Origin of the sequence: Rothia nasimurium, assembly GCF_928392795.1 — a bacterium.
Lineage (GTDB): Bacteria > Actinomycetota > Actinomycetes > Actinomycetales > Micrococcaceae > Rothia > Rothia nasimurium_F.
The window spans coordinates 205298-228213 of the sequence record NZ_CAKMTJ010000002.1 but is presented as its reverse complement, the minus strand read 5'-3'; the positions used below and the strand labels follow the sequence as shown (position 1 = coordinate 228213).

18 protein-coding genes, 1 tRNA gene and 1 other RNA gene are annotated in these 22916 nt (G+C 56.8%); 10 read left to right on the top strand and 10 right to left on the bottom strand.

Going from position 1 to position 22916, the window contains the following annotated elements:
* The first annotated feature begins 132 nt into the window (after positions 1-132).
* On the top strand, positions 133-633 hold the full coding sequence (locus tag L6963_RS03825; RefSeq protein ID WP_237198749.1) for an SRPBCC family protein: 501 nt from the start codon (positions 133-135) through the stop codon (positions 631-633).
* A 106-nt stretch (positions 634-739) separates the two neighbouring features.
* Complete coding sequence (locus L6963_RS03820) at positions 740-1228, top strand: SRPBCC family protein (RefSeq protein WP_237207052.1); 489 nt, start codon at positions 740-742, stop codon at positions 1226-1228.
* An 80-nt stretch (positions 1229-1308) separates the two neighbouring features.
* On the opposite strand, the gene L6963_RS03815 is transcribed toward L6963_RS03820, so the two are convergent.
* The 4 genes from L6963_RS03815 to L6963_RS03800 all read right to left on the bottom strand — a co-directional run bounded on the left by L6963_RS03815 (position 1309) and on the right by L6963_RS03800 (position 5798).
* Positions 1309-1785: an acyl-CoA thioesterase gene (locus tag L6963_RS03815; RefSeq protein WP_237197579.1), complete on the bottom strand. Its 477-nt coding sequence runs from the start codon at positions 1783-1785 to the stop codon at positions 1309-1311.
* A 2-nt stretch (positions 1786-1787) separates the two neighbouring features.
* Positions 1788-3233: an amino acid permease gene (locus L6963_RS03810; protein WP_237207051.1), complete on the bottom strand. Its 1446-nt coding sequence runs from the start codon at positions 3231-3233 to the stop codon at positions 1788-1790.
* Between the two features lie 128 nt (positions 3234-3361).
* Positions 3362-4819, bottom strand: coding sequence for an amino acid permease (locus tag L6963_RS03805; protein ID WP_237207050.1), 1458 nt, complete (start codon positions 4817-4819; stop codon positions 3362-3364).
* Between the two features lie 268 nt (positions 4820-5087).
* Positions 5088-5798: a queuosine precursor transporter gene (locus L6963_RS03800; RefSeq protein ID WP_237198744.1), complete on the bottom strand. Its 711-nt coding sequence runs from the start codon at positions 5796-5798 to the stop codon at positions 5088-5090.
* Positions 5799-6017: 219 nt separating this feature from the next.
* On the opposite strand from L6963_RS03800, the gene L6963_RS03795 reads away from it, so the two are divergent.
* Positions 6018-6686 (top strand): TetR/AcrR family transcriptional regulator, encoded by a 669-nt coding sequence (locus tag L6963_RS03795; protein WP_237186947.1) that lies wholly within the window; start codon positions 6018-6020, stop codon positions 6684-6686.
* A 15-nt stretch (positions 6687-6701) separates the two neighbouring features.
* Here the strand turns inward: L6963_RS03795 and L6963_RS03790 are convergent, their stop codons facing one another.
* Positions 6702-7025 (bottom strand): type II toxin-antitoxin system VapB family antitoxin, encoded by a 324-nt coding sequence (locus L6963_RS03790; RefSeq protein ID WP_237207049.1) that lies wholly within the window; start codon positions 7023-7025, stop codon positions 6702-6704.
* Positions 7026-7228: 203 nt separating this feature from the next.
* Here L6963_RS03790 and L6963_RS03785 point away from each other — a divergent pair, with 203 nt between their 5' ends.
* Complete coding sequence (locus tag L6963_RS03785) at positions 7229-8329, top strand: AAA family ATPase (RefSeq protein ID WP_237207048.1); 1101 nt, start codon at positions 7229-7231, stop codon at positions 8327-8329.
* A gap of 31 nt (positions 8330-8360) precedes the next feature.
* Positions 8361-9236: a nicotinamide riboside transporter PnuC gene (gene pnuC, locus L6963_RS03780; RefSeq protein ID WP_237207047.1), complete on the top strand. Its 876-nt coding sequence runs from the start codon at positions 8361-8363 to the stop codon at positions 9234-9236.
* Positions 9237-9452: 216 nt separating this feature from the next.
* On the opposite strand, the gene L6963_RS03775 is transcribed toward pnuC, so the two are convergent.
* The 5 genes from L6963_RS03775 to L6963_RS03755 all read right to left on the bottom strand — a co-directional run bounded on the left by L6963_RS03775 (position 9453) and on the right by L6963_RS03755 (position 15493).
* Positions 9453-10130, bottom strand: a complete 678-nt coding sequence (locus tag L6963_RS03775; protein ID WP_237207046.1) for a hypothetical protein — start codon at positions 10128-10130, stop codon at positions 9453-9455.
* Positions 10127-12955, bottom strand: a complete 2829-nt coding sequence (locus tag L6963_RS03770) for a DNA methyltransferase (RefSeq protein ID WP_237207045.1) — start codon at positions 12953-12955, stop codon at positions 10127-10129. Before L6963_RS03770 ends, L6963_RS03775 begins: the two co-directional genes overlap by 4 nt.
* A 111-nt stretch (positions 12956-13066) precedes the next feature.
* Entirely contained in the window at positions 13067-14314 is a 1248-nt protein-coding gene (locus L6963_RS03765) for a hypothetical protein (RefSeq protein ID WP_237207044.1), read from the bottom strand.
* A 7-nt stretch (positions 14315-14321) separates the two neighbouring features.
* On the bottom strand, positions 14322-15044 hold the full coding sequence (locus L6963_RS03760; RefSeq protein ID WP_237207043.1) for a hypothetical protein: 723 nt from the start codon (positions 15042-15044) through the stop codon (positions 14322-14324).
* Positions 15045-15408: 364 nt separating this feature from the next.
* Positions 15409-15493, bottom strand: a tRNA-Ser gene (locus L6963_RS03755).
* Positions 15494-15693: 200 nt separating this feature from the next.
* On the opposite strand from L6963_RS03755, the gene ffs reads away from it, so the two are divergent.
* From ffs to L6963_RS03730, 5 genes are all read left to right on the top strand, one after another.
* Positions 15694-15790, top strand: an RNA gene (ffs, locus tag L6963_RS03750) — signal recognition particle sRNA small type.
* 274 nt (positions 15791-16064) lie between these two features.
* Complete coding sequence (locus L6963_RS03745) at positions 16065-19106, top strand: DNA polymerase III subunit gamma and tau (protein WP_237207042.1); 3042 nt, start codon at positions 16065-16067, stop codon at positions 19104-19106.
* Positions 19107-19118: 12 nt separating this feature from the next.
* A complete protein-coding gene (gene recR / locus L6963_RS03740; protein WP_237207041.1) occupies positions 19119-20228 on the top strand; it encodes a recombination mediator RecR in 1110 nt (369 codons plus the stop codon).
* Positions 20229-20373: 145 nt separating this feature from the next.
* Positions 20374-21663 (top strand): aspartate kinase, encoded by a 1290-nt coding sequence (locus L6963_RS03735; RefSeq protein WP_237207040.1) that lies wholly within the window; start codon positions 20374-20376, stop codon positions 21661-21663.
* A gap of 421 nt (positions 21664-22084) precedes the next feature.
* Complete coding sequence (locus L6963_RS03730) at positions 22085-22513, top strand: hypothetical protein (protein ID WP_237205840.1); 429 nt, start codon at positions 22085-22087, stop codon at positions 22511-22513.
* Positions 22514-22916: the final 403 nt, after the last annotated feature.

Below are 22916 nucleotides of genomic sequence, written 5' to 3'. Positions count from 1 at the left end.
AAGGCTGAGGCCGAGGCCCGCCGGGCAGCCGAGAAGGCGGCCCAGGGTCAGGACGCCGGGGCGGACGCGTCCGCGCAGCCTAAAACCGACCAGGCCGACACCACCAAGCCCACCAGCGATGAGAAGTAGAGCATGAACGACTTTAAGATTGACGACCTCAAGCCCGAGGAAACCATCACCTACCGCCACGAGTTCGCGGCGACCCCTCAGCAGGTCTTTGAGGCCTTTACCAACCCCACTCTCTTTATCAAGTGGTTTGGCCCTGCCGATTGGAAGATTATTCCCAACACCCTGACCCTGGAACCGGTGATTGGTGGACGCAAGCAGTTCGTCATGCGCCACAAGGATCAGGCTAAGTTCCAGGCCCCCATGTACATGCGCTTTGTGACTCTAGCCGAGCCCCACACCATCGAATACCGGGAGGCCCTGCCCACCCCGTCCGGCCAGCCCTCAGACACCCTGATTGGCCTGCGCCTTGAGTTCGAGGCGGGCACCGCGGTGACCGAGGACGGCGTCGGCGAGGGCACCATCCTTAAGCTCACCCAGGGCCCCCTACCCGCCGGTGTGCACGAGCAGACTCTAGCTTCCTGGCAGGGCTCCTTCGGCAAGCTGGCCAAACTGCTCGCACGCTAAGCGCCCTCGCTCTCGTCCTCTACACCCCCGCAAAAGTGCACATGCCTGTCACTTTTCACAGGGCATATGCACTTTTTAAGCGGTATCTACCCAACAAGGAGAATCCATGAACTTTGATTTTGGCACCATTGCCCCTGAAGAGGTCCTGACCTTTACCCACGACTTTGAGGCCACCCCCGAGGCCCTCTACGAGGCTTTCACTTCAGCAGAACTGATGCCCCAGTGGTTCGGTCCCGAGGGCTTCACCGTGCCCCTCGATACCGTCGACATTGACGTGCGTGAGGGTGGTACCCAGAAGTTCGTCATGGTCAGCGAGGAGAACCCCGAATTCACTTCCCCCGTCAACGGCACCTTCCACAAGCTGGTGCCCGGTGAGCTGATTGAAGGCTACGAGGCTATTGGTGAGGAACTGGCTGAAGCCCATGGCATGGAGGCTGGTTCTTATTTCCTCAACCGCACCGCTTTCGAGAAGATTGACGAGTCTACCACCCGCGTCACCATCACCCAGGGTCCGCTCGACCCGGCTATGCACGAAATGTCGGTAGCTGGCTGGAAGTCCTCTTTCAACAAGCTCAACCGCGTCCTCGCAGCCTAAAGACTCAAGCGCCATATAAAAAGTGCACGTGCCCTGCCAAAAGTGGAGGGCACGTGCACTTTTTAAAGGGCATCTACAATCTAGGCTGCCAGCTGCTCCCGCTGTTCGGCGCTCAGGCGCACCAGGGAGCCGGTCTCAACGTTAAAGAAGGCCAGGGTGGTGCTGGCTGAAACGCAGTGGACGCCGGTCACCGGGTCATACAGCTCGTAGGCAACCACCAGCGAGGCGGCCGTAACCTTACTGACCTGCATCTGCACCCGCACCGGCACCCCGCGGTAGGCCAGGGGGCTGCGGTACTTGACGTGGTTTTCAGCAACCAGGGCCTGGGTGCCGGCAGGCAAACTCTCAAAGAGGGGCAGGTGAGCGGACGCCCGCCCCACTTCCCCGGCAGAGCCCTCCCCTACCAGCGGGGCAGGTTCACCGGACGAGGGCGGCGGCCCAAAGAGGGCCACGCGGGCTTCTTCGAGCACCTGCATCATGGTCACGTTGTTGACGTGGCCGTAGGCGTCCATGTCGCCCCAGCGCAGGGGAACCTCGACCTCATAGACTGCACCCATACCTAGCCCCTGTCACCGCTGTGGGCTGCCACGGCGGCGTCCGCCTCGGCGAAGGCGTCCTCGTGCCCGGTGTGTACGCGCTTGACCACGCCGAAGTAGATCATGGTCAGAATCAGGAAGTAGGCGATGCCCATGGTGGCCGGGGCAGCGTTGCCGGTGCGGGCGAAGAGAGCCGCCCAGATAGCCAGCAGCAGGAAGATACCCAGGCCAGCGGTAACCCGCCCGCCCCACATGCGGAAGGCCGAAGAATTACCCTCAACCCCCTTGAAGGCGATGTAGGCCAGCAGAATCAGAACCCATACGGTGAGGGCGCAGACCATGGTCAGGGTCATCATCAGACCAAAGGCCTGGCCGGGCAGGAATAGGGCCAGCAGAATCGCCAGCACCACGCCCGAGGTTGAAGCCCACATGGCCAGCACGGGAATACCGCCACCGCTGACGCGGGCAAGGGGCGCAGGTGCCATCTTCTCGCTCGCCAGAGAGTGCAGCAGGCGGGTACCCGCGTAGAGGTTGGCGTTGGCGGCGGACAGGGCGGCAACCAGAATAATGAAGTTGGTGATAGAGGCGATGGCCGGAACACCGACTTCCGAGAAGACCAGCACAAAGGGTGAGGCTTCAACGGAGCCGTCCAGCTGGGCGGCTGACTGCCAGGGAATAATCGATACCACGATGAAGAGGGCGACCACATAAATGGTAGCCAGGCGCCACATATTCGCCTTGGTCGAGGCGCGTACTGAGCGCACCGGGTCCTTCGCTTCGGCCGCGGAAATGGAGAGCATCTCGATACCGCCGAAGGAGAACATGACCACCGCGAGCGAGAGCCAGACCCCGTGGAAGCCGGTGGGCATGAAGCCGCCGTCGTTGGTCAGGTTGCCAGTGCCGGTGGCCTCGTGGCCGGGGAAGCCCACAAAGACCAGGGCCAGGCCCACCACCACGAAAAGCAGCAGGGCGATGACCTTGATGGAGGACAGGAAGAACTCCATGGTGCCAAAGTACTTCACCGAGCGAATATTCAGCAGAATAATCACGGCACCGAACAATGCGATACCGGTCCACAGGGGCAGGTTAGGCCACCAGTACTGCAGGTAGGTGCCCACGGCGACCAGCTCGATACCGGTGATGATAGCGGTAACGGTCCAGTAGGCCCAGCGAGTTAGGTAGCCCGCGTAGGGCCCCAGGTAGCGCCCGGCGATGGAGCCAAAACCACCGCGCACGGGGTAGCGCACGGCCATTTCGCCCGTGGAGGCGGCGATGATGGCAGCTACCAGCGAACCGATAGCGTAGGAAAGAATGACGGCCGGGCCCGCCAGCGCAATCGCGCCAGATGAGCCCAAAAAGAGGCCGGTACCCAGGGCCGAGCCCAGCACAATCATGGTCATCTGCCCGTGCGTGAGTGAGCGTTTGAGGGTGGTCGCCTGAGCCCGCCCCTGCGAAGGTGTGTGTGCCACGGTAAGCCTTACTGTGAGAATACGTGGTGTGCGGTAGCGGTGTTAATGCGCGGACGCCGGTGCGCGGCTCCCCTGCCGTGAGGCTGGGGGCGGGCTACCGGCGTCCTTGTGTAGACCTGCTACTGATTTTAGCGCTGTTTGGTGCCGTCGACGACGGGCACCTGGGTGGTGACGGCGCGGACCTCGTCGAAGGCGTCATCTGAGGTGCTGATGTTCTTGTTGACACCGGCGAAGTAGATGATGGTAATCAGACCGAAGAAGCCCAGCCCCACGAAGATGGAGGGGAGCATGGAGCCACCGGCGAAGAACATGGCGATGAAGGTGGCGATGACGCCAATCAGACCAACCGCTGCGGTGGCTGAGCCGCCGAAGACGCGGAAGGGGGAGGCGTCGCCTTCGACCTTCTTGTAGGCCATGTAGGACAGCAGAATCATGGACCAGACCACCAGCACGCTGACGGTGACCAGGGCCATCATGTAGCCGAAGATTCCGCCCACGCCCGAGATAGCCATGATCATGGCGACCACGGCACCCAGGGATGAGACGGTCAGTGCCAGGTTGGGAATACCTGATGAGCTGGTGCGGGCGAGAACCTTGGGGGCCATACCCTCGTGCCCCAGGGCGTGCAGCAGGCGGGTTGCCGCGTAGAGGGCGGCGTTGGCGCCGGACAGGGCTGCGGTCATGAGGATGAAGTTGGTGATACCGCCGATATAGGGAATACCCAGTTCGGTGAAGACCATAACGAAGGGGGAACCTTCGATGTCCTTGCCCAGGGCCGCGGCGCTGGTCCAGGGGATGATGGCGACCACGATGAAGAGGGAGAGCACGTAGAAGGTAGCCAGGCGCCACATCATAGCCTTCGCTGAGGAGCGCACGGAGCGCACCGGGTCCTTAGCTTCTGCTGCGGAGATGGAGATGAGCTCGATACCGCCGAAGGAGAACATGACCACGGCCAGGGCAATCCAGATAGAGGAGAGACCATTGGGCATGAAGCCGCCGTGGGCGGTGAGGTTGGAGACGCCGGTGGCGTCCTGGCCGGGCAGGCCGAAGAAGACCAGGGCCAGGCCGAAGATGATGAAGAGGACGACCGCGCTCACCTTGATCGAGGACAGGAAGAATTCCACCACACCGAATGATTTGACGCTGGTCAGGTTGAGCACGAAAATCGCACCGCCCGCGATGAGCACCCAGACCCAGAGGGGGACATTGGGGTACCAGTAGGCCATGTAGGCGCCAACGGCTACGACCTCGGCACCGGCCAGGGTTACGGTGGTCATCCAGTAGGCCCAGCGGGTGAGGTAGCCCGCGTAGGGGCTGAGGAACTTACCGGCGATGGTGCCGAAGCCGCCACGCACGGGGTAGCGCACGGCCATTTCACCGGCGCAGGCACCGATAATAGCGGCAATCAGTGAGCCGATGGCGTAGGAGACGATGACGGCCGGGCCTGCGATGGAGATAGCTGCGCCGGAGCCCAGGAAGAGGCCGGTACCCACGGCGAGGCCGAGGGCAATCATGGTGAGCTGGCCGTGGGAGAGGGCGCGGCTGAGGTTGCCGCCCTCCTGCTGGCCGGTGGTGGTTGATGCCACGGGTGCCCTCCCTTTCAAGAGAGTGTGGTGTATGCAATGAACCGAAAGTTTACACAGGTTTTCTGAGGGAAAACCGGTCTTCAGTGCTCACCATTATGCAGTGAGAGACACATCACCCTCTTAGCGGCAGGTGCAGGGCATTTGGCAGGAGGTGCGCGACAGGCGGACGCCAGTGGCGGCGAGCGTCCGCCCCCACCTGAATGCCCACGAGACTCTCGCAGTGCTTAGGCCGCGAGTGGACGCCGCGCGAGTCTGGTGGGCGCTTACCCTATCGGGCAGGGCTGTAGGTGGGTTCCTTGCGCTTGAACCAGCCGATGACAGGGTAGGTGATGGGCAGCAGGAGCAGCTCTACGGCGCACTTGTACACGTAACCCACGATGACGTAGTTGAGGAAGTCGCCGAAACTTGTAATTCCAATAATGGGGGCAGCGATGGAGCAGAAGATGACGGTGTCAGCCAGTTCACCCACCAGGGTTGAGCCCATGAGTCGGCCCCAGAGGTGGCGGCCGCCGGTTACTGCCTTGAGCCTCACCAGCACCCAGGAGTTCAGTAGCTGGCCCGCCAGGAAGCCCAGCAGGGAGCCTGCCAGAATCTGGGGTACGGGTCCAAGGACAGTTTCAAGGGCGGCCTGCCCCTCGTAGAAATCGGCTGCGGGCAGGGCAATGAGTACCCAGAAGCTAGCGGCGGCAGCAGCAGCGGCAACGAAGCTGGTAATAATGGCGCGGCGGGCCAGTTTAAAGCCGTAAATTTCGCTGATTACATCGCCCAGCACGTAGGCCAGGGGGAAGAGGAAGAAACCGCCGTCGGTGATGATTGGCCCGAAGGTGACGCCCTTAGTAGCCCCGATGTTAGAGAGAATAAAGACCACGCAGGTGGCTGCCAGAAGCAGGTCGTAGTAGGTGCGGGTGGGGCGGGCAAAGCCGGTATCAGCGCCCTGCTTGTGGGCGGACGCCGGTGAGCTGGTGGGAGGTGTAGACACAGTTATCCCCTGGGTTGAGTATCGGTTTGAAGAGTGCCCACCTGCCACCTGGGCGCCCACTAGCTTACCGATTTTTAGGCGGCCCCGCACGACGTGCCGGGTGTGGGGTGGGGCGCAGCGGCGTCCGCACCGGTGGACCAGCGGCAGGTTTTGCTGACAGTTTGCTGGGTTCTGTCGTGAAAAATAGGTTTTAGTGACAGATAGCGGTAAGGTGTCATTATGCCTCGAATTACCGCCGCCACCAACGCCGCCCAACGCGAGAACACCAAACGCGCCATCCTCGATTCTTTCGGTCGCCTGCTCTACGAGCGAGGCCTACCCGGCCTCACCATGACCCACGTGGCCAAAACCGCCGGTATCGGCCGCACCGCGGTGTACAACTACTTTGCCGACATGGGCGAACTTCTCATTGCCTACGCCCTCGACGAGACCGAACGTTTCCTCACCGAGCTGCGCGAGGCCCTGGCCGGGGTAGAGAACCCCATCGACCAGCTGGCTGTCTACGTGCGCCTGCAGATTGAGGACCTTTCCCGCCGCCATATGCCCCCCGGCCCTGCCATGCGGTCGGTTCTTTCACCCGAGGCTTTCGCCAAGCTGGGCGATCACGTGCGCGAGCTGCAGATGGTTCTGGCAGGCATTCTTTCCGCGGCGATTGAGCGCGGCTACCTGCCCGAGAATGATATTCGTGAGCTGGCTCAGCTGGTTCACGGCTCCTTATCATCCAGCGCCGATCGCACCGATGAGGCCAGCGATAGGGCAGCCCGCGAGCGCCATATTGAAAACACGATTCGCTTTATTCAGCTGGGTCTGGGTGCGCGCTTCGACGAGAGCGGGCGCCCCGTACGCCTGGACGGCACCCCCGAGGTGCACCTGGTAGCTGCTTCCTAGCTGTAGCTGGCACCCCTAGCCCTGGGCCAGCAGCGAGGGGGCCAGGGCATCTAGGTCGAGCACGCGGGCGTACATGACGGCGCGGCGCTGTAGGGCGGTACGCAGGGCGCGGTGGACGCCGTCTTCAAGGTAGAGTTCGCCCCGGTAGCGGACGACATGAGGGAAGAGGTCGCCGTAGAAGGTGGAGTCTTCGGCCAGGAGGGTTTCGAGGTTGAGGTTTTTCTGGGTGGTGATGAGGCGGTCTAGCCGGACTTGGGAGGGGGCGATGGAGCCCCAGGTGCGCTGGGTAAGCCCGTGGTCTGGGTAGGGGCGGGTATCGCCGACTCCTTTGAAAATCATGCGCTCTATTGTACGCCGAGAAGCGGCTATCGCCCGACAGAGTCTCAGCGAGAAGCCCCGCGCCAGCAGCCTAAAGTGCTGTCGGTCATATTCGTGACACTCTATTACTTAGAGTCATATTGACCTTATTTGCTTTGGTGGTGCTTCGGGTGTTTAATCGTGGCTATGCGCGGGCCACCGGCCCGCCCCAGCCCAAGGACACCATGCTTTACAAAAAACAGCTCACCGGCTCCCACGTGGGGCTCGTGGTGGGCAGCTTCGCTCCCCTGCACCGCGGCCATATCGACCAGATTCTGCGTGCCAAGAAAGAGAACCCCGGTGGCACCCTGGTAATTGTCGCAGGTTCCCAGCAGGACGCCGGTGAGCAGGCAGGCATGAAGCACACCAAGCGCTACCGCTATGTGTCTGAGCACTTTAAGAACGATCCCCTCGTCATTGTCGACTCCCTCGATGAAACCGACCTCAGCACACCCGAGGCCTGGGCTGACGCCCTGGACGGTTTCTGGGCTACCCACGTTGCGGCGGGCGCTGAGCGCCGCCTCTACCTACTCGATGATGAGCACATCTCCCGTTTCCAGGCAGGGCATCAGGATGCCGACGGGCAGCAGGCCGCGCGCCTGGCACCCTGCCAGCTACCGGCGTCCGAACCGGAAATCCGGGCCAACCCGCTGACCCACTGGGACCTCATCGCCCCGCCCTTCCGCCGTTTCTTTACCCGCAACGTCCTGGTCATGGGGGCTGCCTCAGGCGGAAAAACCACCCTGGTAGAGGACCTCGGCAAACTCTACAATGCCCCCTACTCCTACGAGTACGCGCGGGTCTACCAGGTCGAGGCCAATATCCGCGATGAGGACTATGACCTGCTGGACTACCAGAACGTGCTCACCGGCCAGTTCAACCTCAACAGGGAGACCATCGACAACCCCGGCAACCGGGGTCTTACCCTTATGGACACCGACGCCATGGTCACCAAGGCCTACGCTGCCATGAGCGCCGCTGACCCCGCCAGCGAACTGAGCGAGAGCGACTACGCCAAGCTGCTGCCCCTGGCTGATTCCCTGATTGCCAAGGCTCGCTGGGATTTAATTCTCTTTATCCCGCCGGTGGGGGCCTCCGGCTACACCCTCGACGGTTTCCGGTCCCAGACCAACAACTCCGATGACTATCTCGGCGAGATTTCCCGCATCATGCTGGCCGAGGTTGAAGCAGCCGGTCTGCTCGACCGCCTGGTCCTGCTGGACGGCGCGGGCTACGCTGAGCGCTACGAGCAGGCCAAGGCCGCTATCGAACGTCTACTCCCCTAACTTCCTACCCCCTGTCACCGAAAGAATTATCATGAGCGCACCCCTCACTGGCCAGGTACCGGCCAACCCCCTGGCCCGCCTTGCCAAGGCCACCTACACCGACCTCTTCACCGGCTACACCCCCTTTGAGAAGGTATTCTTCCCGACCCTGATTCTGCTGCAGGTAGTGGTCAGCACCGTGGCCTTTGAGGGCTGGCTGAGCTTCATCACGGCCTTTGCGGGCATGGTCTGCGTGATTCTGGTGGGCAAGGGGCGCCTATCGAACTACTTCTTCGGCATCGTGCAGAACGTGCCCTACCTGATTCTGGCCTACCAGGCCTACTTCATCGGCGAAATCTCCATCGCCGCTTTCTACGTACTCACCCAGTTCTGGGGCCTCTACATGTGGCGCAAGAACATGCGAGCAGCCAAGACCCGGCCAGAGTTGGGCGGGGCCTCCTTTGACGGGGCAGGCCAGCTGGCCGGTAGCCGCGCCGTGACCAGCAGCACCGGAACTAGGGGCGCGGACGCCCGTGAGCAGGGCCGTGCGTCCGCCCTGGCACGTGCCGCCGAGGGCACCCCGCTAGATGTGCAGACCCGCCGCCTGACCCTGCCCGCTATCGCGGGCGTACTGGCACTACTGGCCGCAGCATCGTGGGGCTACGGGGTGCTACTAAACGGCTGGGGCTCCAACCAGCCCTACGTTGACGCCTTCACCACCGTCATCGCCCTGATTTCGCAGGTGCTGATGGTCTACCGCTTCCGCGAGCAGTGGGTCGGCTGGCTGGTACTGAACGCCGTGCAGATCTACCTGTGGTCAACCGTGGAGGGCGGCGGCAACATGGCCATCATGGCCATGTACCTGGGCTTTATCGCCAACTCTATCTATGGCTGGTACAACTGGACCAAGCTGTCCCGTAAGGGCTAAACCTAAAACTTGCTTTCGCCTAGTGGGGCTTATTCAAAAGCGGTTCCGCAGGCTCACGCTCGCTGTCGACCCTCTCGCGCGACTCGCTGCGCTCGTTACGCGATTCACGCCAGCCCCGCGCCAACAGCTTCGCTGTGAGCCTGCTCCACCTCTTTTTTGAACAAGCCCAGAATCTCTCACGAGAGAATCTCGCCAAGTTATTTATCTCAATAAAAACTATCTTTTTACCTTAGAATTCTGAATTGCTCTAAGTTGGCGTTCTACAGTCGGCTTGAGCCACGGATAGGAGTTTCCGATTGCGGACAGAGCCTTTTCTTCAACCACATCCAAGGATTTCTTTCTACCAATTTTTTTCTGGATAGAAGAAAAAGGCTCAGAGTATACAGCAATGTCTTCCCGCAAGAATTTGACCAAGCAGCCACTAATCTTTCTCAAGCTATCAGTTTCCAAATCTAGATCTTCGCGATCTACTCGGACCCCTATCGCATATAGATAGTTCAAATGGTCGTTATACCGTTGTACAAGGTCTGAATAAAAATTTTCTTCCTCAAGATAAGGAAGGGAAACATCAACTGCTGATGCTAGTTTCAATATCTCGTCCTCAAGCTGCTTTTCAGCCTTTAACTTCTGAGACTTTTTCTCCTCTTTAGAAAGTTTTGTAGGTCTCTGATATTCCGAGACAGGCCCCTGATACTGTAAGGCCCAAGCTTGAAACTCTTCCTTTGATTCAATCTCTAGGACCCTACTCATTCTGTAAAGGTATGAGTAGTTACCGGTAGTCTTTGATTTCTTTTTTCGGTCCGGCTCAGGGAGAAACCGCTTAATAGTTGTTTCAGTCCATCCGTATCGTTTTAGGAGATTTCGACGGTAGATAAAATCGCTACCTCGCGTCATTGTCCACCCCTTTGTGTCAGCTTCTGATAATTATCAAATAGAATCTCTAATCGTTGCCCTTCCGTTGTGAGCTTGCGCGGCGCGCCAAAGGCTTTATCCACTATGCGATCGAGTGCATCATGAGCCTTGCGCAATTCTGGTCTCATCGTCAATGGTGCATACTGCTCTGCTAACGTCAGGTTAGGTTCTTGCATTCGCGCTTCAAGAATCTTTTTCCCAGCTTCTGAAATTCTCTGACGTGTGGCATCGTCCAATGCAGGAACTGGGAAGTTATTCCATACAAGGGTAGAGCTGAAACGCAAGTCAGACTTCAGACGTCCACCTACTGCCTTCTGCCAGGTAATAAACATCGAGGATGATGCCAAAGCAAAAGCGAAACCAGTTGGGTCTTCAACTGTAAACACAAGGTCGCTGGCGATTATCTCGTGAGAAAGTAAATCTGCCGTGAAGTAAGGTCTATTTTCACTTACAACTTTCGGAAGACACACGTAATCTCTAGCTGGTTGCCGACGCTCACCAAACAGAGCGGGATATTCTGCCAGCTTCTGAGTTGCCGGACGGGAACTATTTTCCCGATAGGTTTTCACACCTGCAACACGTTCTTTAAGAACAGAAGATTTGCTCAAATCGCTGGACGTTACCCCTTCAAGCCAGAGACACCAACGATCTAGGCTATGCAGAAGTTCCTTCGAGCCACGAAAGGGCCGCAGATATTTCATCGCAATCGGGTCTTGAGAAACCTGGTCATACTGATCAGTTTCAACAATCAGATTTCCGCCGTCGTTCGCCATGCTACCGAAAGTCGCGGGTGGAAGCTCTTGAGAAAGCGGAGTCTTTCGGGAATCGATAAGCACATTTGCGCTGTCCACCAAATAGGGGTTGATTCTAGAAACACCTATTTCTTGCGCAGGTGCGTTTGGAGTTGGGTAATCCCATAACAATGGCTTCTTTGCATTGTCTCGGGTAAAACCGACGATGACACAATGAACAGCCGCCATGCCTGGAGCTTCAGAGTCCCAGGCAAACGTACGGTGCGCAAACCCAATTCTCCAACCACGTTTGAAAATTGTTCCAAAAAGTAGTGGAACGCTCTGCCCCTGGACTATTGAGTTAGTAGTAACAAAAGCAAACGAGCCATCTCTATCCGCCAGCAGGTCAAGAGCCTTGATATGCCAACCGGTCACATAATCAAGATTGCTGACGCCCTTAACATTCTTCCAAGCATTCTTGAGCTCTTCTTTCTGCTCCTTACTCATGAGACGTGCCCCGATAAAAGGCGGGTTACCGAAGATAAACGTCTGCCCCTTGGGCTCCGGAATTGCTTCTGCCCAGTCCAGAGTTAGGGCGTTGCCGTGAACAATATGAGCTGCAATCTTGATGGGCAGTCGCTTCGGCGCTTCACCGATAGCTTGAGCCAGGCGACGGTTAGCCTGATGATCCACCAAGAACATTGCGGTCTCAGCGATTTTGGAAGCCCACCACGAAATCTCGAAACCGTAAAACTGGCTGATGGAAAGTTTTTGGTCCAAAGAAATGTCCAACGAACCAGTGAACTCTCCACCCCGGCGACGGCGTTCAAGGATTACATCTGTTTCAATTTCACGTAGCTTCGCGTATGCGAGGTTAAGAAAGTTTCCGCCGCCACAAGCTGGGTCACAAAAGACATGCGAAGCCAAATCCTCGAGGAACTTATCAAAGTCCGCTGGGCGAGTGGACTTGTTCTTAATGAGCCTGTCAGCTTCATTCCTGAAAGCTTCCAGGAATAGGGGATTTAGGGTTTTCAGAATATTCTTTTCTGAAGTGTAATGCTCACCGGCAGCTCGTCGTGCTTCTTTCGACTTAACCAGCTGAAACATTGCACCGAAGACGGCCACAGAGATGCGAGTCCAACGGAAACGGCACGCTTCTAAGAGCGCATCGCGCGTTTCCACAGTGAAGAATTCAGCACGGAGAGTGTCGGAGAAAATACCGCCGTTCACGTAAGGGAACTGAGCTAATAGGTCAGAGATACGGGGCGAACGCTTATGTTCTGGTGTATTCAGAACGTCAAAGAGCTGATTCAGTTGAGCACCTAAAGATGCCGGAGTGGTTTCTTGCTCAACCCAACGCTGGAAAAGGTCTTCAGACCATAGGCCAGCATCATCGCCATAGAGCAGAAAAAGTAGGCGCGTCATCAAGATAGAGGTCTGCTGAGTTTTCTCGTCTTCTTCCTCTGCGTTCTCCGGTGCTTCTTCAGCTACCGGCGCATCAGCTTCGTCGCCCAGGATAGAAGTGTAGAGATTCGCCATGAGTTTGGCGGCTTGGATAGAAGCTTCTTGCTGTTCCTGGTAGGAGATGTTCTCTTCCCCGATGATGAAGCGGAACTGGTCATAGTGGTCAGCAATCTGGTCAATACTAAATTCAATTGTCGGCTCACTATTATCGAGTCTTTTCAAGCTAAAGCTCTCAAAGTTCGTAACGATGCTGTATTTAGGGTACTCATGCTGAGGGATAGAGCTGAGGTAGTCTTCTACCTGTTCCTGAGCCTTCTCAAGGTTCTTGCCCAAAGACTTAGCTTCGCCGATGACCATGCCAGACATAAAGAAGTCAATGTAGCCGCCTTGGCCAGTAGATGCTCTGTCTGCGCGTTGCTCAAAGAGCGCGATACGCTCAGGAATGATGCCAAAGCACCTCAAGAAGTCAGACCAAAGCTGCTGAGCATGTTGCTTCTCAACGTTCGTATGACTCTGACTCTTCCATTCTTGAATTTGGCTCGACCAGTAGGTTGAGAAGTTTTGGAGCTTTGAAATCGTAGTAGTGCGATCGTTGTAGGCGTTGGCAGACATTCTGGTTCTTCCTGATATATATGCGTTTAAGTAACATTGTATGCATCTCAAAAGCGATAGGACCAACGTTAAGAGGGAAGTATCTTGAGTTCCATTACCGCTAGATTTTATCTAGCTCATGCTCTCTTCGATATAAGAAGCATAATACTTATGAAATCCCCATAAAGCACAGCTTACCGACATAATACCTTTCAAAGCATTAATTTGGGTAAAATGTTTGATATTCCCAGAATGCACGGTAGCATGTCGATTAAAAACTGAAGGAACAGAAGACTCACCAAAATCATAAAATTTATGAGTACTCATAAATAATGCAAGAATTAAAGCAGTCGTAAGAGACCTGTCTTCGAAGCGTTCCTGGACCTTCTGCGGATAAGGGTCTTTAGCAGAATTCCACCTATCCTCACTTACAGAAATATATCTTTTTGCAGCTTTTAGGCCTCTAAACATTTCTGAATCATTTTTAACTAATAATTCAGCATGACGATGAAATAATGGGTCTAACGCTATAGCTGCGACAGCTTGAGATGGTATATATTCACCTTTTTGATACATCTCGATTGCTTTAGAAAGGAATTTTCCGTCTTCCCCACCTGAGAGATGAGCCAGTTGGGAGCAAAACTCAAGGATTTGGACATCAGATTGAATAATTATTCTCTCTCTTTCATGTTGCGAAGAAGCCTTAACAATCTGAGAGCTAATTTTGGGAGGACATGCTCCTATGAGGGGGATTCCTTCAGTAGCAATCAGAGTTATAATATCGTCAAATTCTATATCAGAAATAGCCTCTTCCCAGCCCCTAAGTTGAGTTCTTAGAGATTTAGAAACATCTATAGCAGACGATCTGATATTTTGCATTAAGGATTTATAAACATCAGCATCAAATCCCACATTTTGCATAGACCGCGCAACAATATCACTCACAGGCGCCAATGAATCAGAAATTTGCTGAGCATATTTCTGACTCAGACCTCCATACTGATTGGCAATTTTACCGATTTCAGCAATCTGGGGTTGGAGATTTTTAATTAGATTTGAATAAACAATAGCAGCAGATCGCCTATAATTATTAACTACCTCTACCGAATCAAACAGTGCATCCGATGCCAGACTAACTAAATCTTTAGATTTCTCTACAAAATTTTCATACTCTTGCTTGCCATAATCTGTAACTTGATACTCTGCCCCAGAGGCTGCGGAAGACTGCTGCAGATACCCTTTATCCACCAATGAGATAATATATTCTTGAGTTTTATAGTCATCCTCTTCGTCATTCAAGGGAGCACAATTATTCTTAATAAATCTTTCCAGAATAATCAATTCACGAAGATTTACCCCCTCACGATTTCCACCGCCCATTAGCGATTCACTCCTCATCTTTAAACTCATCAAATTTACAAATTTGAACAATATTCCCTGGAAGCAGAATATCTTTCTGATGAATTTCAATTCCAGGAATTTTACTACATCCACGGTAGCCGAGAACCAGCTGGTTTTCTATATTTCCAGAGACATAGTCTCTACCCCATACAACAGGCACTAAACATTCAACCACTATAGGCTCTCCCAAATGGCATAGTAAATCATTTCGTCGCGATAATCCATAGTTAGAAAAATGGATTCCTTCACCGCCCCAATATTTTACAAGGTGCTCAATATCAGGATCTGACTCGTTATAGAAATATTCAGTTGTATAGCAAATTGCACTACGAGAATTATTTTGGGAAGGTGTGGAACAAGGCAAACATCCTTCTATAAGAGGTAAAGCCTGATAGGGTTCAATAAATCCATACTTTACCGCATCATATATTTTCTTCGAGAATAGTTTCTTAGAAAATATATGAAGCCCTCGTACTTTAACATCTTCTATCTCATGTGGAAGAAGCCTTGTGTAATGAAATGCTCGAATCGAACCGGCATTATTTAGAATCTCATAGAGATTAGAAAATTCAGAATCAGATAAAACCCCTCCCACCCAAGAAACTTCATGATAGCTATTTACATAGATAACTTTTTTGTTTATTTCTTTTACGAAAGATATAAGTTCTTGTGACCAAGTATTCGGGTCATCTATCTTGAGCTCTTTCATGTTTCCCCTTCTACCAGCTACCTTCGTTTTAAAGGGTACCCAATTCCTGAAAACTAAGTGAGCCCGAAGACCTCATATCTTGTCATGTATTCTTATACTGTGCATTAGCATTCGCTTCAAGAAACGCTCAGGTTGAAGGAGTATAGTTCCAGGTAACAGGTCACTTTAAGTCGCATTGAAGCATCGCCATCTGGCAGTGAAACAGATTTTGCAAAGCACCGCAGCCTAGTAAAGCGGCTAGACAAGTACAAGAAAGCCTCAACCCAGGAAATGTCCATATCCGTGAAACAAGACCAGCACAAGAACACGTTTCGGGGTAAAGAAAAAGCCGGTTTCATCAAGTGGGCGATGAAACCGGCTTCAGCGGAGGATGGGGGATTTGAACCCCCGAGGGCGTGAACCCAACACGCGTTCCAGGCGTGCGCCATAGGCCGCTAGGCGAATCCTCCAGGCTGTTGCTTAGCTATATGCATAGCTTCACGAAAGCGAACAGATACGAGCATACCCCATGCCCGGGCGTCCGCGCAAATTCATAGCTGCGGCGGGCGCACCCGTCCTCCCCTCATCGCACCTGGGAGCACCCCCGTCCTTACTTAAGAAGCTCTCTCTACCGCCCTTTGTTTTTCGCGGCGGCTTAGGGTACAGTTGTTGGAGCCCCTTACGTGGCGTCATCTTGGAAAACTCCCCCAGGGCCGGAAGGCAGCAAGGGTATCTGGGCTCTGACGGGTGCGTAGGGGGTCTTTATTTTGCCCAAATCTGCCAGCCTCCCCACTAGGGACCAGAAAAATCACAATAGTATGTGTGGGCGTTAGGGATTTCGGGAGGAATCTGGTCCCTACTGACACACAGCGGGGCGGACGCCGGGAGCAGCTTAAGCCTTTCGCGCACGGTTCTTAAAACGTCAGCCACCCCCACTACACTGTTAATCAGCACACCCGGGGCGGCGAGCGCCTGATTCTTTCTCTCTGCTTTTCTCCCTGGGCCGGGCTCAGTTTTTCTGCACTCAACCGAAGGTTTATTGTGAGCACTGCGCTGTATCGCCGTTATCGCCCTGAGTCGTTTGCCGACGTTATCGGGCAGGAGCATGTCACCGAACCTCTCATGACTGCCCTGGAGAAGAACAGGGTCAATCACGCTTATCTGTTCTCGGGTCCGCGAGGATGTGGCAAGACCACCTCGGCGCGTATTTTGGCGCGCTGCCTCAACTGTGCCCAGGGCCCTACGCCTACTCCCTGTGGTGTGTGCGAGTCCTGTAAGGAGCTTTCCCGCGACGGCGGCGGTTCGCTCGATGTAATTGAGATGGACGCCGCCAGCCACGGCGGTGTAGACCACGCCCGTGACCTGCGTGAACGCGCTACTTTTGCGCCGGTGCGCGACCGCTACAAGATTTTCATTATCGACGAGGCGCACATGGTCACCCGCGAGGGCTTCAACGCCCTGCTCAAGATCGTGGAAGAGCCCCCGGCGCACATTAAGTTTATTTTTGCGACCACCGAGCCTAATAAGGTGCTCGGCACTATTCGTTCGCGTACTCACCACTACCCCTTCCGCCTGGTGCCCCCGCAGATTCTGGGGGACTACCTGGCTAAGCTCTGCGCCGAAGAGGGTGTTAAGGTCGCCGATGGCGTGCTGCCGCTGGTTGTCCGCGCCGGTGGCGGTTCGGTGCGTGACTCGCTGTCGATCCTTGACCAGCTCATGGCGGGTGCCTCGGACGAGCAGGGCATCTCCTACGACCTGGCCGTTGCCCTGCTGGGCTTTACCCACGGCGAGTTGCTCGACGAGGTTGTCGATGCTTTTGCTTCTGGTTCTGCCGCCGAGGTTTTTGCGTCGGTTGACAGGGTGGTTCAGACCGGTCAGGACCCCCGCCGTTTTGTCGAGGACCTGCTCGAACGTTTCCGCGACCTGATTATTGTCAAAGCTGTACCCGATTCAGCGGGTTCAATTCTGCGCGGTCTGGCCGCTGATCAGCTTGATCGTATGCGGGCTCAGGCTGAGCATCTGGGTTCGGCGGAGCTGTCGCGGGCTGCGGACGTCACCAACGAGGCTCTCAATGAGATGAGCGGGGCCATGAATCCCCAGCTTCACCTGGAGCTACTCTGCGCCCGCATTCTGCTGGCTGCTGGGGAGCAGGGTGTCGGTAACCTAGCTGCCCGCCTTGATCGGCTTGAACGCAAGCTGGCGTCGGGGCAGTTCCCTGCGCCCGCGGGCGGTCATTCTGCACCGGCAGGTTCCACTTCTGGCACCGGTGCGGACGCCGCCAGCCCCCTGGCGCGCGCCCGGCAGCAGCTAGCCCAGCAGGGTGGCGTCGAAGGTCAAGCCCCTGCTCAGCGGGCCCAGTCTCAGCAGCAGGCCCAGTCTCAGCAGCAAGCTCAGCCCCAACGTCAAGACCAGCCCAGCCAGCAGGGCCAGCCCGTTCAGCAAACTCAGGCTCCTGCCCAGCAGGGTGGCGCGCCTCTAGCCGGTACGCCCGGTACGTCCGGTGCCCCTTTGGCTGGGGCTCCTTTAGCGGGCGCTCCCTTGAGCGGGGCCCCGCTAGCAGGCCGGGGTGTTCCGCCACTCGGTGGGCCCCAGCAGTCTGCCCAATCTCCTCAGAGCGCCCAGCCCGTCCAGGCCGGGCAGCAGGCGTCCGCGCCTCAGAGCCCAGCGCGTCCGGTGCCCGGTGAAAACACGGTCGACATGGTAGCGAACTCCTGGGCCGATGTAGTGGCCAAGGTGCCCGCCCCCTTTGCCCGGGCCCAGTTTGCCCTGTGTGAGCCGTCCAAGTTTGAAAACGGAGCCCTCTTCCTGCGGGCCGAGCTGCCCGTACTTAAGGCCGTCAAGGAGTACCTGCCCCAGCTTCAGCAGGCCCTCTTCCAGGTGCTGGGTCTGCAGGTACAGCTACGCGGTGAAATCAAGAAGCCCGGCGACGGCGGCGATAACCCCGGTGGTGGGCGCCCTGGCGGCGGACGTCCCGGCGGCCCCGGCGGGGCAGGCCCGTCAGGCGGAAGCCTGGCCCCCGCGCCCCAGGCTGCGAGTAGGCAGCCCGCTGCCGATGTTGCTGAGGGCCCGCGCGGTGGCGACCAGGCCTGGGCAGCGCACGGCCAGCCCCGCTCACCGGAGCCTCCCTCGTGGAGCCCCGATGACTGGAACAACCCCGTCACCTCCTGGTCGGTAGCAGCTATCCCCAGTGGCGATGCGGCCGAGACCCCCGAGGAGCAGGCCCCATCAGCCCCGCGTCTGCGCGTGATTGAGGGTGAGGCCGACCCCGTCGAAATTGCCAAGGCCCAGCACCCCTCCCGCGGTCCCCAGGAACAGCAGAATATTGCCCTGGCACGCGACACCGCCCAGGAGTCAGAGGACGCCGACCCCGCCTCCCAGGTGCCCCACGAGGATAGCCCGCACGCGGTTTCCCTTGAGCCCGTCCCCACCAGTGAGGGTCTGGCCGAGCAGGGGCATAAGGACGCCGACAACGCCGCCCTCCAAGAAGAGGCCAAGAGCGAGAGTAGCGCCGAGCTCCAGGCTCAACACCAGGAACAGGCAGCGGCTCAGGCCCCGAACCAGGCTCCAGCCTCCAGCCAAGCCCCGGTAGCCTACGAGTACGGTGACTACGACGGCGGCTACTTTGACGATGCCCCCGAGGACGAACCCGAGTACGTCGCCGGGGTCGGCTACCTTAAGGCTGAGTCTCCGCAGGCAGCGCCCCCTGCTGGCGCACCCCTAGCAGGCGCGCCCAGCGCCCCCGGTGCTCCCCTGGCGCAGGCGGCGCAGGCCCAGGCGTCCGCACAGCAAATTCCCGCGCCGCAGAGCCAGCAGGCCAGCCCCCAGCCAGCCGCCGAGCAGGCCGCCGCCCAACAGCCCGGCGGTAAGAAGCTCTCCTTCCGAGAGCGCCACGCGGCGCAGATTGCGGCCGGCCAGCGGGCCGTCCAGCAGGCGCAGGCCTCCGCCCCGGCAGAAGCCCCCGAGGACTTCACCCCCAGCGACGACGACGCCGCCCTTGAGTCGTCCGTGCTGATTGGCCAGCGGGCCGTTGAGAAGATTTTGGGCGGCAAAGTAATTGACGAACAGCCCCTTCACCAGGGCTAACAAGGAGTTTTTGTGTACGAGAGTGCCGTCCAGAACCTGATTGACGAGCTGGGCCGCCTACCCGGTGTGGGCCCTAAGTCAGCCCAGCGTATCGCCTTCTACATTTTGAATGCGGAAAGCTCTGAGATGGCCAAGCTCACCGACGCTATCGCGCGCGTGAAGAAGACCGTGAGCTTCTGCGAAATCTGCGGCAATGTCTCTGAAACCAAGCTCTGCGCTATCTGCCGCGACGAGCAGCGCGACCCGGCGGTGCTGTGCGTGGTGGAGGAGTCCAAGGACGTGGTGGCCGTTGAGCGCACCCGCTCTTTTACCGGCCGCTACCATGTGCTGGGCGGGTCCATTAACCCTATGGCCGGTATCGGGCCGGAGCAGCTGCGCATCCGCGAGCTGGTGGCACGCCTATCGGACGAGCGCATCACCGAGCTGATTCTCGCCATGGACCCCAACCTTGAGGGTGAGGCTACTGCCACCTACCTCTCGCGCCTGCTGGTGCCCATCGGTATTCGCGTGTCACGCCTGGCGTCGGGCCTGCCAGTGGGTGGCGACCTGGAATACGCCGACGAGATCACCCTGGGCCGTGCCCTTGAGGGCCGCCGCATCATCAGCGAGGGCACCCGCGCCGAGGCCGCAAACCCCGCCGAAGATTTTGAGGCCGCCCTTGAGGCAGAAACCGAGGCCAAGGAGCAGCAGGCCGCAGCGGAGCAGGCAGCTAAGGGCCCGCGGGCCCGCTGGTCTGGTTCCATGTTCGATGATCTTGATAGCGAGGACGCCGCCACCCCCTCCCCTGCCGAAGGGCAGGATGGCGGGGGGAAGCGTCCGGACGCCACCCCCACAGCTCCCAGCGAACCGTCCCCGGCTGAGGGGCAGCAGGGGAACCTGAACGAAGAGCTGTTGGAACAGGAGCTGGCGGGCATTCCGGGTGAGCTATCTGCCGAAGAGAAGGCTGAACTCGCGGCGGCCGCCGCCTTTGAGGCTGAAGAAGCCGGTAAGGGCGTGCAGTCAGAAGAGCTACGCGATGCCTACGAAGCCAAGCTGGAAGAGCTCAAGAAGACCCCGCTACGCACGGTTGCCCCCGAAATCCCGCCGATTCCGGGTAAGACCTACGTGAACCCCTGGACCTAAACCCACGGGTCTGTAATTTAGCGTCACACACGTTATATTCCCGTCATTTGAGCAAAAATCGTTCAAGTGCGACGCCCACCCCTACGATAGTTTTAGGCCGGAAAATGCCCGGCACCTTCAACACCTTTGTACTGGAGAAGTTTCAATGAGCCTGATTGTCCAAAAGTTCGGTGGGTCCTCGGTTTCTGATGCCGAGGGTATTAAGCGTGTAGCTCGCCGTATTGTGGACACGCAGAAGGCTGGCAACGAGGTCGTCGTGGTGGTCTCAGCAATGGGCGATACCACCGATGAACTGCTCGACCTTGCGGCTGAAGTAACCCCCAACGCCGGCCCCTCGCGTGAACTCGATATGCTGCTGAGCGCCGGCGAGCGAATTTCCATGGCCGTGCTGGCCCTGGCTATTAACAACATGGGCGGACGCGCCCAGTCCTTCACCGGCTCCCAGGCCGGCATGATTACCGACGGCGTGCACGGATCTGCCCGCCTGGTTGAGGTCAACCCCGAGCGTATTCGTTCTGCCCTTGATGAAGGCTACGTCGCCGTTGTCGCAGGCTTCCAGGGCATGAACCGTCAGACCCGTGACATCACCACCCTGGGCCGTGGCGGCTCAGACACCACCGCGGTCGCCCTGGCGGCTGCCCTGAATGCCGATGTCTGTGAGATTTACTCAGACGTTGATGGTGTGTTCACCGCTGACCCGCGTATCGTGCCGTCCGCCCACAAGCTCGATACCGTTACGAGCGAAGAAATGCTTGAGATGGCTGCTAACGGCGCCAAGATTCTGCACCTGCGTTCGGTGGAGTACGCGCGCCGTTTCAACCTGAAGCTGCATGTTCGCTCTTCGTTCTCAGAGCTTGAAGGCACTCTCGTTATCCCCGACAATGAGGGTATGGAAACTAATTTGAAGGAGATCCCCTTGGAACAGCCCCTCGTCTCGGGCGTCGCCCACGACCGTAGCCAGGCTAAGGTCACCGTTATTGGTGTGCCCGACGTGCCCGGTTCCGCGGCCAAGGTGTTCGGTATTCTCAATGAGACCAACGTGAACCTCGACATGATCGTTCAGAACGTCTCAACCGACCGCCCCGACGTCACCGATATCTCCTTCACTCTGCCCCAGGACCAGGGCGCTGCCGCTCTGGCTGCGCTTGAAGCTAAGAAGGCTGAGCTGGGCTTTGAAGAGGTCCAGTACAACGAGTCCATCGGTAAGCTGTCGCTGGTGGGTGCGGGTATGAAGTCTAACCCCGGCGTGTCCTTTAAGTTCTTTGATGCGCTGAGCACCGCCGGTGTGAATATCGAAATGATTTCTACCTCTGAGATTCGTATTTCGGTTATCACCGATATTGAGAAGCTTGATGAGGCTGTGCGCGCTGTGCACTCAGCTTTTGACCTTGATACCGAGGGTGAGGCTACCGTTTACGGTGGTACCGGCCGCTAGGTCGTGAACTAGGCTTGTCCGCGAGGACGCTCGGGCCCCGGGCTGGCAGCACCACGCTGCTGGCCCGGGGCCCGGCTTTTGCCCATTTCAAGGGCTTATAAAAAATTTTCTATATTTTCCACCCAAAGACTTGTTGGGAATATATAGACCAATATAGTATTGCTGTACATCACATCTTCTTTACCCCCAAATTCAGCCAACCGGCTGGTCAAGCACTAAAGGAGTAGGCTATGAAAGCTACAACCACTCAGAAAACCCTGGCAACCACGCTGATTCTCGCGGGTCTACTATCCGGGGGGGATTCACAAGCGCTAATGCGGTAGAATCCACCAGCACAATCGCAACAACGGCCGACACTCGCCTTACCGACATCTCAGACGAACAAATTAACCGCTACGACCGACATGTTACCACTGGGCTGATGGGAGATTTCTCAATCAGGAGCGATTCAAATCTTTCCCCCGCAGATAAGGCGATTTTGCAGCAGATTCTCACCAAATCCAATCAAGAACGCCGCGAAGCGCTATCCAATCTCCCCCAGCATGCGAAGGCTACTGGAAATGAAATTCAGTCAGCTGGCGGTGGCGTTATCTTCCACTGGTGGGGTCAGACGCTCTGGTTAAATAACATAAACTCATACAGACTCTCAGCACTACTCGCTGGCGGTGCAGCAATTTCTACCGTAGCAGTATTCATTACCTCGGTAACTGGTGTAGGAGCAGTAGTGGCAGGTGGATTTGCAGCAGCTTTCGCGGTTGTCTCGGCCGCATCTTTAATTTGCAACTGGAACCAGCGAGGAATTAATATTCATCGGGCTCACAACACAGCCGTCTGGTGCACACCTCGGTAGATAAAATCTTACCAGTAGCCCATCAAGGAAAATATAAAATGAAAAATATACTACGCTGGATATCTTTATTATCTGCTCTTCCACTTTTGTTCTATGGGGTATGGTATTTTATTGATCCGACTGCCTTTAACAAGTACATCATCCTTATTCTCGTAACAATCACCGGAGTTTCTACAACTTTAGCAACAGTCCTTTCTGTGAAGCATGAAACTTAAAGATTATTATCTATAAGGTATGCCAGACCCACAGTCACTGTGGGTCTGGCATACCTACCCCTTATAAATAACCCTTCTTCTGAAGACTTGATGTTGCATATTGTTTTTGCTCCGTGCTCTCCCTTCTCTTTCGTCCTTGACTTATCTGAGGTGGCAGGGAAAGGAAGGGATGTTTTTCTAGCGCGGGA